At 40.0% G+C, this 16769-nt stretch carries 20 protein-coding genes; 19 read left to right on the top strand and 1 reads right to left on the bottom strand.

What is annotated here, in order from left to right; all coding sequences use genetic code 11:
• Positions 1 to 5: 5 nt before the first annotated feature.
• From fapR to rnc, 6 genes are all read left to right on the top strand, one after another.
• Positions 6 to 581 carry a transcription factor FapR gene (fapR, locus tag DX933_RS04810; protein ID WP_123315348.1) on the top strand — a complete coding sequence of 192 codons (576 nt, stop codon included), beginning with the start codon at positions 6 to 8 and terminating at the stop codon, positions 579 to 581.
• A gap of 15 nt (positions 582 to 596) precedes the next feature.
• Complete coding sequence (gene plsX, locus DX933_RS04805) at positions 597 to 1595, top strand: phosphate acyltransferase PlsX (protein ID WP_123315347.1); 999 nt, start codon at positions 597 to 599, stop codon at positions 1593 to 1595.
• A gap of 4 nt (positions 1596 to 1599) precedes the next feature.
• The gene (gene fabD / locus DX933_RS04800; RefSeq protein ID WP_123315346.1) at positions 1600 to 2544 is read left to right on the top strand and encodes an ACP S-malonyltransferase; all 945 of its coding nucleotides are present in this window, start codon (positions 1600 to 1602) and stop codon (positions 2542 to 2544) included.
• Positions 2538 to 3278, top strand: a complete 741-nt coding sequence (fabG, locus tag DX933_RS04795) for a 3-oxoacyl-[acyl-carrier-protein] reductase (protein WP_123315345.1) — start codon at positions 2538 to 2540, stop codon at positions 3276 to 3278. Before fabD ends, fabG begins: the two co-directional genes overlap by 7 nt.
• Before the next feature lie 58 nt (positions 3279 to 3336).
• Positions 3337 to 3573: an acyl carrier protein gene (acpP, locus tag DX933_RS04790; protein WP_123315344.1), complete on the top strand. Its 237-nt coding sequence runs from the start codon at positions 3337 to 3339 to the stop codon at positions 3571 to 3573.
• Positions 3574 to 3661: 88 nt separating this feature from the next.
• Positions 3662 to 4348 carry a ribonuclease III gene (gene rnc / locus DX933_RS04785; RefSeq protein ID WP_123315343.1) on the top strand — a complete coding sequence of 229 codons (687 nt, stop codon included), beginning with the start codon at positions 3662 to 3664 and terminating at the stop codon, positions 4346 to 4348.
• Positions 4349 to 4524: 176 nt separating this feature from the next.
• On the opposite strand, the gene DX933_RS04780 is transcribed toward rnc, so the two are convergent.
• Positions 4525 to 4746: a DUF1128 domain-containing protein gene (locus tag DX933_RS04780; protein WP_123315342.1), complete on the bottom strand. Its 222-nt coding sequence runs from the start codon at positions 4744 to 4746 to the stop codon at positions 4525 to 4527.
• 182 nt (positions 4747 to 4928) lie between these two features.
• On the opposite strand from DX933_RS04780, the gene smc reads away from it, so the two are divergent.
• The 13 genes from smc (at position 4929) to DX933_RS04715 (ending at position 16761) form a co-directional block, all read left to right on the top strand.
• Positions 4929 to 8495 carry a chromosome segregation protein SMC gene (gene smc, locus DX933_RS04775; protein ID WP_123315341.1) on the top strand — a complete coding sequence of 1189 codons (3567 nt, stop codon included), beginning with the start codon at positions 4929 to 4931 and terminating at the stop codon, positions 8493 to 8495.
• Positions 8496 to 8509: 14 nt separating this feature from the next.
• Complete coding sequence (gene ftsY, locus DX933_RS04770) at positions 8510 to 9508, top strand: signal recognition particle-docking protein FtsY (RefSeq protein WP_123315340.1); 999 nt, start codon at positions 8510 to 8512, stop codon at positions 9506 to 9508.
• Between the two features lie 112 nt (positions 9509 to 9620).
• Entirely contained in the window at positions 9621 to 9947 is a 327-nt protein-coding gene (locus DX933_RS04765) for a putative DNA-binding protein (protein ID WP_123315339.1), read from the top strand.
• Between the two features lie 13 nt (positions 9948 to 9960).
• On the top strand, positions 9961 to 11304 hold the full coding sequence (gene ffh, locus DX933_RS04760; protein WP_123315338.1) for a signal recognition particle protein: 1344 nt from the start codon (positions 9961 to 9963) through the stop codon (positions 11302 to 11304).
• Positions 11305 to 11382: 78 nt separating this feature from the next.
• Positions 11383 to 11655 (top strand): 30S ribosomal protein S16, encoded by a 273-nt coding sequence (gene rpsP / locus DX933_RS04755; protein ID WP_123315337.1) that lies wholly within the window; start codon positions 11383 to 11385, stop codon positions 11653 to 11655.
• Between the two features lie 14 nt (positions 11656 to 11669).
• A complete protein-coding gene (locus DX933_RS04750) occupies positions 11670 to 11897 on the top strand; it encodes a KH domain-containing protein (RefSeq protein WP_123315336.1) in 228 nt (75 codons plus the stop codon).
• A 68-nt stretch (positions 11898 to 11965) separates the two neighbouring features.
• Positions 11966 to 12382, top strand: coding sequence for a YlqD family protein (locus tag DX933_RS04745; protein ID WP_223805874.1), 417 nt, complete (start codon positions 11966 to 11968; stop codon positions 12380 to 12382).
• 14 nt (positions 12383 to 12396) lie between these two features.
• Entirely contained in the window at positions 12397 to 12912 is a 516-nt protein-coding gene (rimM, locus tag DX933_RS04740; protein WP_123315616.1) for a ribosome maturation factor RimM, read from the top strand.
• Complete coding sequence (gene trmD, locus DX933_RS04735; protein WP_123315335.1) at positions 12912 to 13646, top strand: tRNA (guanosine(37)-N1)-methyltransferase TrmD; 735 nt, start codon at positions 12912 to 12914, stop codon at positions 13644 to 13646. The genes rimM and trmD overlap by 1 nt, the downstream gene beginning before the upstream one ends.
• Positions 13647 to 13774: 128 nt before the next feature.
• Positions 13775 to 14119 (top strand): 50S ribosomal protein L19, encoded by a 345-nt coding sequence (gene rplS / locus DX933_RS04730; protein ID WP_123315334.1) that lies wholly within the window; start codon positions 13775 to 13777, stop codon positions 14117 to 14119.
• A gap of 132 nt (positions 14120 to 14251) precedes the next feature.
• Positions 14252 to 14836 (top strand): signal peptidase I, encoded by a 585-nt coding sequence (gene lepB, locus DX933_RS04725; protein WP_123315333.1) that lies wholly within the window; start codon positions 14252 to 14254, stop codon positions 14834 to 14836.
• A 26-nt stretch (positions 14837 to 14862) separates the two neighbouring features.
• On the top strand, positions 14863 to 15759 hold the full coding sequence (gene ylqF, locus DX933_RS04720; protein ID WP_123315332.1) for a ribosome biogenesis GTPase YlqF: 897 nt from the start codon (positions 14863 to 14865) through the stop codon (positions 15757 to 15759).
• A 234-nt stretch (positions 15760 to 15993) separates the two neighbouring features.
• Entirely contained in the window at positions 15994 to 16761 is a 768-nt protein-coding gene (locus DX933_RS04715; protein ID WP_123315331.1) for a ribonuclease HII, read from the top strand.
• The last annotated feature ends 8 nt before the right edge of the window (positions 16762 to 16769 follow it).

The following is a 16769-nucleotide window of genomic DNA, read 5'->3' as shown; positions in this document are numbered from 1 at the left end:
TGTAGATGAGAAGACCAAAGCTGGAGCGTCAACAATTATTAAAACAAACGATAGAAGATACACCATTTATTACAGATGAAGAACTGGCGAAGAAGTTCTCTGTTAGTATTCAAACCATTCGTTTGGATCGATTGGAGCTTGCCATACCGGAGTTGCGTGAACGTATCAAATCGGTTGCGACCAATCAATGGAATGAAACAGTTCGTGCGCTCCCGTTAGAAGAAATTATTGGAGAAATAATTGATCTGGACTTGGATCATAAAGCAATTTCTATTTTAGATATTGGAAGTGAACATGTATTTTCACGAAATCATATTGCACGTGGTCATCATTTATTTGCGCAAGCGAACTCATTAGCAGTTGCGGTAATAAATGATGAACTTGCTTTAACGGCTAAGGCAGATATACGGTTTAGAAGGCAGGTAAAACTTGGTGAACGAGTCGTAGCCAAAGCAACAGTTGAAGGAATAAGTGAAAAGAATTTGACGACCGTTACTGTAAATAGCTATGTAGAGAATGAAAAAGTATTTACGGGTACATTTCAAATGTATCGATCCACTGAGAATTCCGATCATGTTTAATAAAGGAGCTTTTATATGAGACTTGCAATAGACGCAATGGGTGGAGACAACGCTCCTCAAGCGATAGTGGAAGGTGCGATGGAGGCTGTAGCAAAGATACCTGAATTGCAAATTACATTAATCGGTAATGAACAGCTTATTAAACAGCATTTATCAGATCCATCTCGTATCGAAATTTTACACACAGATGAAGTTATTACTGGAGAGGATGAACCAGTACGGGCTGTACGTCGTAAAAAAAATGCTTCTATGGTTCTGATGACGAAGGAAGTGAAAGAAGGTCGTGCGGATGCCTGTATTTCAGCAGGAAATACTGGCGCATTAATGAGTGCGGGATTGTTTGGGGTTGGTAGAATTCCCGGAATCTCCCGCCCGGCATTAAGTCCAACATTACCAACTGCAGACGGTAAAGGATTTTTGCTGCTCGATGTGGGAGCCAATGTGGATGCAAAGGCAGAGCATTTATTACAATACGCCATTATGGGTTCCATTTATACGGAAAAGGTTCGTGGTATTCATAACCCGACTGTTGGCTTATTAAATGTAGGAACGGAAGATGGTAAGGGAAATGATTTGGTAAAGAAGGCTTTTGCTTTGATGCAAGATGCACCTATCCAATTTATTGGCAATGTGGAAGCAAGAGATTTATTGACTGGTGCTGCTGATATAGTAGTAACTGACGGGTTTAGTGGAAATGTTGCTTTGAAAACAATTGAAGGAACGGCATTAATGATGTTCTCCCTATTGAAGGAAACATTTATGTCATCGATGAAAACAAAGCTTGCTGCAGCAATGGTCAAGGGTGATTTGGGCGCCTTGAAAAGCAAACTGGATTATTCAGAATATGGTGGGGCTGGATTGTTTGGGTTAGCGGCTCCTGTGATCAAAGCCCACGGGTCCTCTAATGGGAGAGCCATTTATAATGCGATTAAACAAGCCTGTCATATGGTAGAGCATCAGGTGACAGAGACAATAAAAGAGACAATGGAATCATTGGATACGGGTGAGGAGTGAAGTCATGAAGAAAATAGCATTGATGTTCCCTGGTCAAGGCTCTCAAGATGTCGGAATGGGCAAGGAGATTTACGATGCTTATCCAGAGGTACAGGCATTGTATCATCATGCAAATGACGTGTTAGGTAAAGATTTACAGGGGCTAATGTTTGATGGGCCAAAGGAAACATTAACTGAAACGGAGCATGCACAACCTGCCTTATTATTGTCCAGTATTGCGCTTCAGCAAATCCTTAAAGCGGAAGGTATTCGTACGGTTGCAACGGTCGGACATAGTTTGGGAGAGTACAGTGCACTTGTTGCGGCTGGTTCGATTGCGTTGGAAGCGGCAATTCCTTTAGTAGCCACACGTGGTCGCTTAATGGAGGAAGCATTTCCAAAAGGTCAGGGCACAATGGCTGCTGTACTGGGCTTGGAAGAGGCTGTTATTTTGGATGCATTAGCTGAAATTACAGATGAAGTAGTTGATATCGCTAATTTAAACTGCCCAGGTCAGATTGTTATTTCTGGATCAGTTGCAGGCGTAGAGCAAGCATCTGCGCTATTAAAAGAAAAAGGAGCAAGAAGGGTCATTCCATTAAATGTGAGTGGGCCATTTCATTCTCGATTAATGGAAGCTGCAAGTGAAGCTTTTTCCAGTCATTTAAAACAGGTAGAAGTGAAGGATGCCAACATCCCAGTTTATGCGAATGTAACAGCGGCTCCAGTAATTGCCAAAGAAGAAATTAAAGAATTGCTCATCCAACAATTATATTCACCTGTACGATTCGAACAATCGATTCGTCAATTAATGGAGGATGGGGTAGATGTTTTTGTTGAAGTGGGTAATGGCAAGGTATTAAGTGGATTAGTAAAAAAAATTAACCGTAAAGCAACCATTTTTACCATTCAGGACGAGGCATCTTTAAAGGAATTTATCGAATGGCATAAGGAGGTTTCATCATGTTAAAAGATAAGGTAGCACTTGTTACCGGGGCTTCCCGTGGAATTGGACGAGCGATTGCATTGGAATTAGCTTCTCAGGGTGCACACGTTGTAGTAAATTATGCTGGCAGTGAGGCTAAAGCTCAGGCCGTAGTAGAAGAAATTGAGGCAATGGGTTGTAAAGCTTGTAAAATTCAGGCAGATGTTTCATCTGAAGACAGTGTAAAGCAAATGGTGAAGGAAACCATGACAGAGCTTGGTGGATTAGATATCCTTGTCAACAACGCTGGGATTACAAAAGATAATTTGCTGATGCGTATGAAGGAAGATGAATTTGATCAAGTCATTAATACCAATCTAAAAGGAGTTTTCCTCTGTACGAAGGCGGTAACAAGACAAATGATGAAACAGCGTGCAGGGAAAATTATTAATGTTGCATCGATTGTTGGCGTAAGTGGAAATCCGGGACAAGCTAATTATGTAGCTGCAAAAGCTGGGGTCATTGGTTTAACGAAAACAACGGCAAAGGAATTGGCATCTAGAAATATACTTGTAAATGCTGTAGCACCCGGTTTTATCTCATCTGATATGACAGATGCATTAACAGAGGAGCAAAAGGAAAACATGCTTGCCATGATACCTTTGGCAAGACTTGGTACACCAGAAGACGTAGCGCGGGTCGTTGGCTTCTTGGCATCGGCCAATGCTGATTACATAACTGGACAGACGATTCATATAGACGGTGGCATGGTTATGTGATAAAATTCCCTCGTATGATAGCTAGGGATATGAACGATTTGAAAGGAGGTGAAGCGATATGGCAGAAGTATTTGATCGTGTAAAAGAAATTATCGTTGATAAGCTTGATGTGGAAGAGTCTAAAGTGACAATGGAAGCATCATTTAAAGATGATCTTGATGCAGATTCACTCGACGTTGTTGAGCTTGTAATGGAGCTTGAGGATGAATTTGATATGGAAATCGCTGATGAAGAAGCTGAAAAGATTAATACCGTTGGTGATGCTGTTAATTACATAAACAGTACCCAAGGATGATTGTTCGAGTATACACTCGATATGAAAGGGAAAGTCTCGCATGACGCGGGACTTTCTGCATATCCTACCAAATAGAGGTGAGACCTGCATGCATTTTGAACAGTTGGAAAAACAGCTAGGCATTCAATTCAAAAATACGCAGCTCCTTAAACAGGCTTTTACCCATTCATCTTATGTGAATGAGCATCGTAATGAATTATTTTCGGATAATGAGCGTTTGGAATTCCTCGGTGATGCCGTGTTGGAATTGGCTATTTCTAATTATTTATATAATGAAAATGCCGATATGAGTGAAGGAGAAATGACTAAATTACGTGCTGCAATTGTATGTGAGGCATCATTGGTTGAATTTGCCAGAACACTTCATTTCAATGATTTTGTTTTACTCGGAAAAGGTGAAGAACAAACAGGTGGACGGACAAGACCTGCTTTGCTGGCGGACGTATTTGAAGCTTTTTTAGGTGCGTTTTATTTAGACCAAGGTTTTCAAGAGGTACTTCGTTTTTTTGAACGTTTTATTTTTCCGAAGTTAAATACAGGTGCTTTTTCGCATGCGATGGATTATAAGAGCAGATTACAGGAGATTGTACAGCAAACTAAAAATCAAACGATTGAGTATCAAATTGTAGCGGAAAAGGGTCCTTCTCATGATCGTGAATTTGTATCACAAGTACTCATTCAGCTGCAGCCAGTAGGTGAAGGAACCGGCCGTACGAAAAAAGAAGCAGAGCAGCGTGCTGCGAAACATGCGCTGGACCAACTCAAAGAATCATAAGCAATAAACAAGGAAAAAGGCTGTCATTCATCAAACAAGAATAACAGTCTTTTTCCTCGTCATAATGGATTTGTGCATACGATTTATCACAGATCAACAGCCAGTAAAGGCCTGATTGGTTCAACTAACAATCAGTGGGGAAAGAGTGAAAATCCCCCACTAATTGAAGTTTCATTTTATTTTCTTACAGCACGTAGCTCCTCGATGAATGCTTGCGTTTCGGAAGGACTTAGCCGGCCCTTTTGGATAACGACATCATACATAAACTTTAAGTCGTCATATCGGTCTAAATCATACCCATCCGGATCCATGATGAAGCGATTTGCAACTGCAAGCCGTTCAGATAATTCTTCCAAGATAAATGTTAGATTTTCTTTGGATGGTTGATCTAAATTCATGTTAACACCTCAGTCCATACAGGAATTTCAACAAAATAGATTATACTGCTTGCTTCTTTTGTCAATAACAATATGATAAAATAAATGCGTTAAATTGCCAAGTTGTTATTAGAAATCTATCTGAAAATTATCACGTCTTAAAATAGATGAAAGCGTGTTTCTCATAGCTTAGGAGAATGTATATGTATTTAAAAAGATTAGAAAGTGTTGGCTTTAAATCATTTGCCGAGAGAATCCAAGTTGAATTTGTTCCCGGTGTGACAGCTGTTGTTGGACCAAACGGCAGTGGGAAAAGTAATATTACGGATGCGATTCGCTGGGTACTTGGTGAGCAGTCGGCCAGGACGTTGCGTGGTGCAAAGATGGAGGATATTATCTTTCAAGGCAGCGATACACGGAAACCATTGAATGTTGCTGAAGTGACACTTGTTTTAGATAATTCCTCTGAATCATTGCCGCTTGATTATAAGGAGGTTAGTGTTACCAGAAGAGTTTATCGTTCTGGTGATAGTGAGTTTTATATAAATAAGCAATCCTGTCGCCTAAAAGATATTGTTGAATTGTTTATGGATTCCGGTTTAGGCCGTGAAGCATTCTCAATTATAAGTCAGGGAAAAGTAGAAGAAATATTAAGCTCAAAAGCTGAGGAACGACGGACGATATTTGAAGAGGCGGCAGGAGTTTTAAAATACAAACAGCGTAAAAGAAAAGCAGAATATAAACTAGCGGAGACAGAAGAAAATCTAAATCGCGTGGATGATATCATTCATGAAATTGAACAACAAATTGAACCGTTAGAAGAACAAGCCGCGAAGGCAAAACGATATGTAGAGCTTAAGGGCCGTTTAAAGGACCATGAAATTTCCTGTTTAGTGACTGAAATAGAAGCATTGCATGAAGAATGGCAGTCATTATTACATCTTTTGGAACAAGAAAAACAACAGGAAATTGCACTGAAAACGGCGATGCAGCATACAGAATCGAAATTAGAAAAAGAACGTTCAGAATTGGACCAGTTAGATAAGGCAATCGAAGTCTTGCAAGCAGATTTATTAGAGGCGACACAGCGATTAGAGCAGTTTGAGGGGAAGAAACGTTTGCTTTTAGAACGGACGAAGCATTATGCCGAAAACAAGGAAAAATTAGAAACACAAAAAATAGAATGGTCGGAAAAAATATCCCAAATGGAGTTGCAACTGCAAACGGAAAAAGAAGTTTTGAATGGATTGCAAAAGGAAAAGAAATCGACCAAGAATAAGGTTTTACAATGGAAAGAACAACTGGAAGAAGGACAGGATGATATCGCTGCGCAAATAGAAAACATGAAATCGGACTATATCGAATACTTAAATGAACAAGCAGCAAAGCGGAATGAAAGACAGTCGATAAACCAACAGAAGCAGCAAATGCAAGTGAAACAAAACAATCAGTCAGACCAGTTTCATTCCTTGTTAAAAAAACGATCATCCTGGGAAGAAAAGCTTGCCAAAACAAAGGGTGAACTAGAAAAAGCGGAACAGGTTGCTACAGAGCAAAATGCTGCTTATACCCAATTGAAAACAGATCTTGAGCAAGATAGAAAACGAGCAGAGGAATCCCAGCATAAACTATATCAAGGCTTGCAGCATATTGAAAAACTAAGATCCAGAAAAGAAATGCTGGAAGAAATGAAAGCTGATTATCAAGGGTATTTTCATGGCGTAAAAGCTGTTTTAAAAGCTAGAAAAAAAGGGCAGCTTACAAATATTCACGGTGCAATAATTGATTTGATCCAGGTACCCAAACAATATATTACTGCGATTGAAACGGTATTGGGTGGTCAGGCACAGCACGTCGTGGTGGAACATGAACAGGCTGCGCGTGAAGCGATTACATGGTTGAAACAAACGAATAATGGACGGGCAACCTTTTTGCCATTGGATGTCTTACAGCCGCGATTCATCCCAGCTGATTTAATCCGTCAAGTGGATCAGCATGATGGTTATGTTGGTGTTGCTGCAGCCTTAGTCGATGTAGAAAATTCCTATGTGAAGGCAATCCAACATGTGATGGGACATGTCGTAGTTGCTAAGACTTTAAAAGACGCCAATGCGATTGCTGCGCTATTGAATCGACGTTATCGAGTCGTTACATTAGAAGGAGACGTTGTTAATCCTGGAGGTGCCATGACCGGCGGAGCACAAAAAAAGACGAATCAATCTTTGTTTACAAGGGAAAAGGATTTACAGGATATTACTGCTAAACTAGCTACTTACGAGCAACGTGCTGCAACGTTTGAGCAAAATGTGAATCAACTAAAACGTGAAGCAATAGATAAAGCAAATGAAGTAAAACAATTGGAAATAAACATGGCTGAAACACAAACTGTATTACAAAAGCTCCGTGCGGAAAAAACTACACAACAAACAGAGCTTAAAGTCTTACAAGAAAATTTAACACTTTATGATCGGGATCAACAGCAATTTGCTGAAGATGATAAGGCATTTGAATTGCGGGATGAACAATTGCAGCAAGATTTGGCAGCAATAGAGGCCCGTCTTGCAGAACTTCAACATCAGATAGACCTGCGAACGAAGGATTTGGAAGCCTTCAAAGACAATCGTCAGCAGTTGCAGCAACATTTACACCAGGCTGAAATCGCACTTGCTGAGCAGGAAGAACGGGAACGATACCAAAGAGAAAAAACAGCTGGTCAAATGAAACGGTTGGAGGAAGCAAGACAATCGTATGAAGAAGCAGCAGGTGAATTGAAAGAATTAGAGGAGCTGCATGAAAAGCAAGAGTCTGGGATAACGATGGATGAGCAAATTGCATCACACACCGATAGACGAGAACAATTATTGATTAAAATTCAAGAGCAACGTGGTGATCGCCAAAAGCGAACACAATTATTACAAGATGCAGAACGTGAATTGAAGGAAGAAGGACGAGAGCATCAAGAAAAGATAAAATCCATTCAGCAGAAAGAGGTCAAAGCAAATCGACTGGATGTTGATTTAGAAAATAAACTTTCCCATCTTCAAACAGAATATATGATTACCTTTGAGCGTGCACAGCAAAGCTATGAAAAGGTAGAAGACCTTACTGCTGCGCAAACCGCAGTAAAAGATTTGAAAACCCAGATAGAGCGACTTGGCACTGTTAATATCGGTGCCATTGATGAGTATGACCGTATTTCTGAACGATACACATTTTTAAGTGAACAAAAACAGGATTTAGTAGAAGCGAAACAAACCTTGTTTGCGGTGATTTCTGAAATGGATGAGGAAATGGAAAAGCTTTTTGAGGCATCTTTCTCTCAAATTCAAGCAGAATTTTCCGTTGTATTTAAGGCGTTATTTGGTGGGGGACACGCAGCGTTAAAATTAACAGACCCTAAAAATATGTTAGAGACTGGAGTCGATATCATTGCACAGCCACCAGGAAAAAAATTACAAAACCTTGGTTTATTATCTGGTGGGGAAAGAGCGTTGACAGCCATTTCTTTATTGTTTGCCATTTTGCGTGTTCGACCTGTGCCATTTTGTGTGCTGGATGAAGTAGAAGCTGCATTGGATGAAGCAAATGTGGCTAGATTTGCAAAGTATGTCAGGATGCACAGCAAAGAAACACAGTTTATCGTAATCACACATCGTAAAGGAACGATGGAGGAAGCGGATGTTCTATACGGCGTTACCATGCAGGAATCTGGGGTTTCCCGTTTGGTATCTGTCCGCTTAGAGGATACGAAAGAATTAATCGAATCTTAGGAGGAAAATAGAATATGAGTTTTTTTAAGAAGCTGAAGCAGAGCTTTACAAAGACAGAGTCGGCGGAAGAAGTTTCGGATAAATATAAAAAAGGTATGGAAAAAACCCGCAAGTCTTTTTCGGGTAGAATCAATGATTTAATCGCTCGTTACCGGAGTGTAGATGAGGATTTTTTCGAAGAATTAGAAGAAGTTTTAATAACAGCAGATGTTGGTGTCACAACCGTAATGGATTTAATTGACGAATTAAAAATGGAAGTGAAACGTCGTAATATTAAGGATACCGGAGAAATGAAAGAGGTGATCTCTGAAAAGCTGGTAGAGATCTATTATGATGGAGAAGCTGAAGAAATTGAAGCATTGAACATTCAAGAAGAGGGCTTGACGGTAATCCTCGTTGTCGGCGTGAATGGAGTTGGTAAGACCACTTCCATAGGTAAGCTTGCCAATCAACTAAAACAAGAAGGAAAGCATGTTGTGCTAGCTGCTGGAGATACATTCCGTGCTGGTGCAATTGAACAGTTGGAGGTATGGGGCGAACGGACTGGCGTGGAAGTCATTAAACAAGGTGCAGGAAGTGATCCTGCTGCTGTTATCTTTGATGGTATTAAATCAGCGAAAGCTCGTGGTGCAGACATCCTCATTTGCGATACAGCAGGTCGATTGCAAAATAAAGTAAACTTAATGAACGAGCTGTCGAAAGTTAACCGCGTAATTGAGCGGGAAGTGCCAGGTGCTCCTCATGAAGTGCTTCTTGTATTGGATGCGACAACAGGACAAAATGCCTTAAGCCAAGCGAAAACATTCTCAGAAGCTGCAAATGTTTCCGGTATCGTATTAACGAAGCTGGATGGTACTGCTAAAGGTGGAATTGTACTTGCGATTCGCAATGAAATGAATATCCCGGTAAAATATGTTGGACTCGGTGAAAAGGTTGAGGATTTGCAGCATTTTAATGCACATGCGTTTGTATATGGTTTGTTTGCTGACATATTGGAAGAACCAGAGGAGTAATTTCATTGGTATAACGCTGTTACGAAAAGCAGGAGAACAGCTTGAAAAAAGCGTGTAGTTTCGTTATTATAGATAGTTGTAAAGGTTTTTCACTTAACAAGGGGTGAGGTAAATGATCGAAAAAACGATTCGGATGAATTATTTGCTTGACTTTTATCAAGCACTATTAACCCCGAAACAGCGGAATTATATGGAAATGTATTATTTGAAGGATTATTCCTTAGGTGAAATAGCCGATCTTTCACAAGTATCCAGACAGGCTGTTTATGATAATATCAAACGTACAGAAGCAATGCTTGAATCCTATGAGGAAACCTTGCATTTATATGATAAGTTTCAGAAGCGCATTGCGATATTGGATCAGCTGGAAACGGCGTTATCTGAAAAGAATTTTGAAAAACTGGGCACGGAAATTGCTCGATTAAAAGAATTGGATTAGGGGGACACCTTCTATGGCATTTGAAGGATTGGCCGACCGTTTACAAAGTACAATTAAAAAAATTACTGGTAAAGGTAAAGTAACAGAGCAAGATGTCAATGCAATGGCTCGCGAGGTACGACTTGCATTGCTGGAAGCGGATGTTAACTTTCGCGTTGTGAAAGATTTAATTAAACGAATTAAAGAACGTGCGATTGGTCAGGAAGTATTAGAGAGCCTTACACCTGGTCAGCAGGTTATTAAGGTTGTGAAAGAAGAGTTGACTGCTTTAATGGGGGGGGAGCAGAGCAGAATTGCTGTTGCTGACCGACCTCCGACTGTCATTATGATGGTCGGTTTACAAGGGGCAGGTAAAACAACGTCCTCTGGTAAGCTTGCCAATCACTTACGAAAAAATCACAATCGAACGCCAATGCTAGTAGCCTGTGACGTCTATCGTCCGGCGGCAATCAATCAACTGGAAACACTTGGCCAGCAATTGAATATGCCTGTATTTTCCATGGGAACGGATGCAAACCCAGTTGAAATTGCAGAAAAAGCGGTGGAACAAGCAAAGGCAGATCACCAGGATTATGTCATTGTGGATACGGCAGGACGATTGCATGTAGATGGCGATTTAATGCAGGAGCTTACAGAAATTAAAGAAAAAGTAAAACCAGATGAAATCTTCCTCGTTGTTGATGCAATGACAGGACAAGATGCTGTTAATGTTGCTGAAAGCTTTAATGACCAACTTGATATTACTGGTGTAGTTTTGACAAAGCTGGATGGAGATACGCGTGGTGGTGCAGCGTTATCCATTAAAGCAGTAACAGATAAACCAATCAAATTTGCTGGTATGGGTGAAAAACTGGACCAGCTTGAGCCCTTCCATCCAGATCGAATGGCTTCCCGAATTTTAGGTATGGGTGACGTTCTAACATTAATTGAAAAAGCCCAAACCAACGTAGATGAGAAAAAAGCAAAAGAAATGGAAGAAAAAATGCGTACCATGTCATTTACGTTTGATGATTTTCTTGAGCAAATGGGTCAGGTTCGAAATATGGGACCACTGGAAGACTTGATGGCGATGATTCCAGGTGCAAATAAAATGAAAGGGCTGAAAAATGCCCAGATTGACGAACGTCAGCTTGGTCAAGTAGAAGCGATTATTCAATCCATGACCAAGGCAGAACGGCAGGAACCAGGATTGATGAATGCCAGTCGTAAAAAAAGAATTGCCAAAGGTTCTGGTACAACCGTTTCACAGGTCAATCGTTTGTTAAAGCAATTTGAAGAAATGAAAAAAGTGATGAAGCAGATGACAAACATGCAAAAAGGGAAAAAAGGCAAAGGATTCAAGCTTCCTTTCATGTAATGTAAAAATACTTTACAGGCTATAAAAAATCTGTTAGAATCTAAACTTGTGTAATACAATTAATTGGAGGTGCAAGAAATGGCTGTTAAAATTCGTTTAAAGCGTATGGGTTCCAAAAGAAATCCATTCTACCGTATTGTTGTGGCTGACGCTCGTTCACCACGTGACGGACGTTCCATCGAGCAAATTGGAACATATAATCCAGTAGTTAATCCAGTAGAGGTTAAAATAGATGAAGAAAAAGCTCTTAACTGGATGGCTAACGGTGCAAAACCAAGTGACACAGTTCGCAATCTTTTTTCTAAAGAAGGCATCATGAAAAAATTCCACGACCAGAAAAATCAAAAGTAAAGTAGTGTGATATCATGAAAGCCCTAATTGAGTCTATTGTAACACCACTCGTCGATCATCCAGAGGACATTGTTGTGACAGTTAACGAAGAGGATACAAAGATCGTCTATCATCTAGCCGTCCATCAAGAAGATGTTGGTAAGGTTATCGGTAAAAATGGGCGAATTGCCAAAGCCATTCGTACAGTTGTTTATGCAGCTAAAACGGATGCAACCAAGCGAATTTATCTTGATATTATGTAAAGGGGAAGGGAATACCTTTCCCTTTTTCCACTTGCTGGGCGAACTGTCTATTGTGGAAACCAAACTGGATGAAGCAGGATAGGAGTGAAAAATCCGCCGTGAAAATTATCCAAAAGGTGCTTGTAAAACAAATTGTGACAGAGAATAGTAAGGGTAAGTTAAAAGATAGCTTTGAAGCTCGCCAAATGCGACTTGAACAAGAGTGTCAACAACTGTTATTTGAACAGCGAAAGCTTCAAAATAAAACAGGCGTTTCCAAGCAAGAAATTGCTGGAAGATTTCAGCAGGAAATTCAAAATCGTAAGAACCAAATACAGCTCATCGATTTTAAACTAGAACAGCTGGAATTACTTGAAATTGGCAGCGAAATTATTGAAAAAGAAGTTGAAGCTCTTGTTGAAGTAGAGGTTGGAATGCATTGGGATGGGCGAATGGCTAACAAAGCAATTATTATTAAGGATGACACTGTCATTCGGATTGAATGATGGAAGGTGAGTACATGCAACAAAAATACTATAATGTCGGAAAAATCATTAATACACACGGTATACGCGGAGAAGTCAAGGTCTATCGAATTACAGATTTCGAGGATCGATTTCAGGTTGGCAGTAAGTTGCTTTTGGCAAATGATCGATCAGAGCCTGTAGAATTAGAAATAACCAGTCATCGCGTGCATAAAGGATTTGATCTCCTAAAGTTTAAAGGTTACAACAATGTAAATGATGTGGAAAGCTTTAAAGGCTTGCATTTACAAATAGCTGAAGCGCAACAAACAGCGCTTGAACAAGGCGAGTATTATTATCGTGAAATCATTGGTTGTACCGTTTTTACAAATTTCGGGGAACAAATTGGCGAGATTACCGAGATATTATCCCCTGGTGCCAATGATGTATGGGTGGTAAAACGACTAGATGGTTCCGAAGTTTATATTCCGTATATAGAGGATGTAGTAAAAGACGTTGATGTACATGAAAAGAAAGTGATGATTGAATTAATGGAGGGACTACTAGAATAATGCATATCGATATTCTAACATTATTTCCTGAAATGCTTGAAGGCATATTCGAAGCATCCATTTTGAAAAAAGCGCAGGAAAAAGAGTCCTTCACCTATCAATTAATCAATTTCAGGGATTATACGGAAAATAAACATAAAAAAGTGGATGATTATCCGTATGGCGGTGGTGCTGGCATGGTTTTAACACCACAGCCGGTATTTGATGCCGTTGATGCCATTCAAGAAAAAGCGAACAAAAAGCCAAGAATTATTTTAATGTGTCCGCAAGGGGAGCCATATACACAGAAAAAGGCTGAAGAATTGGCGGAAGAAGAGCATCTTGTATTTATTTGCGGTCATTATGAGGGCTATGATGAACGAATTCGTGAGCATCTAGTGACGGATGAGATTTCGATTGGTGATTACGTATTGACCGGTGGTGAACTTGGTGCCATGGTCGTAGTTGATAGTGTGGTAAGGCTGTTACCGGATGCGTTGGGAAATGAAGCATCTGCTAAAGAAGATTCATTCTCCACTGGACTGCTGGAACACCCACATTATACACGTCCAGCGAATTTTCGTGGGATGGCGGTTCCTGAAATTTTATTATCCGGAGATCATGGGAAAATAGCGGAATGGCGTAAGAAAGAGTCCTTAAAGCGAACATTGCAACGCCGTCCAGAATTGATACAGGAGGCCGCGTTAACTGATGCAGAAAGGGAATGGTTAAACGCGGAAATAAAAAATAAATAAACGGTTGAACTAGCAAATGTATTATGGTATATTAACTATTGTGCTTAAGTATGTCTTAAGCTTTATAAACGATGTTCCGCTGCTCTTTCTAAATGGCATGAACATTGGTTTGGAAGGAGTGAAGCAGGATGCAAAAATTATTGGAAGAAATTACGAAGGATCAGCTTCGTACGGACCATCCTGAATTCCGCCCCGGAGATACAGTGAAAGTTCATGTGAAGGTTGTTGAAGGTACACGTGAACGTATCCAGATCTTTGAAGGTGTTGTAATCAAGCGCCAAAATGGTGGAATCAGCGAAACATTTACAGTAAGAAAGATTTCTTACGGTGTAGGTGTTGAACGTACATTCCCAGTGCATTCACCTCGGGTAGCGGAAATTGAAGTAGTTAGACGTGGTATTGTACGTCGTGCTAAATTGTACTATCTTCGCAATCTACGCGGAAAAGCAGCGCGTATTAAAGAACGCCGCTAATATTAAATTTATGGAAAGGAGCTTGGCAATATGCACAAGCTCCTTTTTGTTCATCTTTAAGAATATCATTTGTATCGCTAAATTATCCTGGATGATGATAAGGATATGGAAATTGTTGTCGGAGGTTAAAATATGGCAAAACAAAAGAAGAAGAATGACTGGCTAGATTGGATCAAAGCATTGCTGATTGCATTAATTTTGGGATTGATTGTCCGTACGTTTTTCTTTGCCCCCATTGTGGTGGACGGACCATCTATGCTTCCTACCCTACAAGACCGCGATCAAATGATTGTCAATAAAATTAATTATCGGTTCAATGACCCAAAGCGATTTGATATCGTTGTGTTTCATGCTTCGGAAAAGAAAGATTTTATTAAGCGTGTTATTGGCTTGCCGGGAGAGCATGTGAAGGTAACGGATAATGTCCTATATATTAATGGTGAAAAGGTTGATGAACCATTTCTCGGAGATGTCAAAACAGGTGATTCAATCTTTCAACCAATAGGTAATGATTTTGAATTGGAAGAATTACCGGGGAATTATGATGTCATACCAGAGGGATACTACCTCGTACTAGGAGATAATCGCAATAATTCTACAGATAGTCGTACAATTGGATTAATATCAAAGGATCAGATTGTCGGAAAAACGAATTTGATATATTGGCCGTATAAGCGCTGGCAAGTGTTGGATGCACAAAAAGCTGCAAATGAATAAAATGAATGAACTGGATAGGTGATACGATGTCAATTCAATGGTTTCCTGGCCATATGGCGAAAGCCAGACGAGAGGTAGAAGAAAAACTAAAGCTTGTTGATTTTGCTATGGAATTAGTTGATGCACGTGCGCCACTATCCTCGCAAAATCCGATGCTTCAGCAAGTATTATCGAATAAAACAAAGATGATTGTAATGATGAAAAAGGATTTGGCAGACCCGGAAGAAACAAAGCGTTGGATTGCCCACTTTAAAGCAAATGGTATACCTGCACTAGCCATTGATGCGAATAAAAAAGCAGATATACAGCAGGTCATTTTAATGGCAAAAGAATTAGGAAAAGAAAAGATGGAAAGGCTGCAAAAGAAAGGCATTCAACCACGTGCAGCACGTGTCATGATTGTTGGAATACCGAATGTAGGTAAATCCACCTTAATCAATCGACTTGCCAATAAAAAAATTGCCAAAACAGGTGATAGACCAGGGGTAACAAAACAGCAGCTCTGGATAAAAGTAAAGAAGGATTTTGAGTTATTGGATACGCCCGGCATATTATGGCCAAAATTTGAGGATCAACAGGTTGCAGAGCGGCTTGCTGCAATTGGAACGATTAAAGATCAGTTATTATCGCTTCAAGATATTGCAGCATTTGTGCTTCGTTATATGCAAGAACACTATCCGCAAATCGTATTGGAACGCTATGTGATGGAATCGGCAATGGATGATATGTGGGATTTATTCGTTCACATTGGTAAAAAACGCGGCGCCCTGGAAAGTGGTGGTCACGTTAATTTTGATAAAGTGGCAGAAATCATTCTGCGGGATCTTCGTACGGGAAGATTAGGAAGAATCACTTTGGAAAGCTCTGCAAATGACGTGACGGGAGATACGTCTGAAGAGCCGCAATCAAATGGACAGGTATAAAATATAACGTGGTTGGATTGCATGCTTTTTAATAATAGACCACGTCAATAGTATGTTAAGCATTCCGGACATGATGCATCGCGCCAGGAATGCTTTTTTAACATGATTTTTGTATGACATAGATGAATACATAAACAAAGTTCTACAGCTTATATATATTTTAAAAAATAACAGCTATAAATTTTTATAAAATAGAAAATCAACCGATATAGGGATAAGAGGGGTAATGATCTGATGAAACAATTATCAATTGCTGCTATTAAACAGCAGCTACTCGAACAGGAGATGTCACAGGAGTTTTTAGAGCAACTGAAGCGGGATGAACGTAAAGGGGTTCAGGCATTACTCCGTACATACGAACGCAAACAACAAAAGCTAGCCCTGCAAAAAAATGCTTTTCAGCAAATGTCGCAATTTGAACGAAAGGCAAATGCAATGGGAAAACAATTCGTGGCAGGGATCGATGAAGCTGGTAGAGGGCCATTGGCTGGGCCAGTGGTAGCGGCAGCAGTAATTTTGCCGTCAGATTTTATGCTACTTGGATTAAATGATTCCAAGCAGCTTTCAGAACGGATGCGGAATGCGTTTTTTACCGTGATTAAAGAACAGGCGATTAGCTACGGCATATCAATAATTGGTAATGATATTATTGATAAAGTCAATATATTCGAGGCTACGAAGCTCGCAATGAAGGATGCATGTGAACAGCTCAAACCCAGTCCACAGCATGTGCTAATTGATGCCGTAAAATTAAATGATCTTGGTTGCACATCAGAGATTCTTACCAAAGGAGATCAACGAAGTATTTCAATTGCTGCAGCGAGCGTGTTGGCAAAGGTTACTCGTGACCAATTGATGGCCGAAATTCATGCGGAATATCCAGCATATGATTTTCAATCCAATATGGGTTATGGGACTAAGCACCATTTAGACATGCTTAAAGAACACGGTCCATCCCCTTACCATCGTAGATCATTTTCACCTGTGAAAGAATCGATTTAACATCGAGC

This window comes from Ornithinibacillus gellani, from assembly GCF_003730295.1.
Lineage (GTDB): Bacteria > Bacillota > Bacilli > Bacillales > Amphibacillaceae > Ornithinibacillus_A > Ornithinibacillus_A gellani.
Note: the sequence above shows the minus strand (reverse complement) of the source record. Positions and strands in the feature narration are given on the sequence as shown.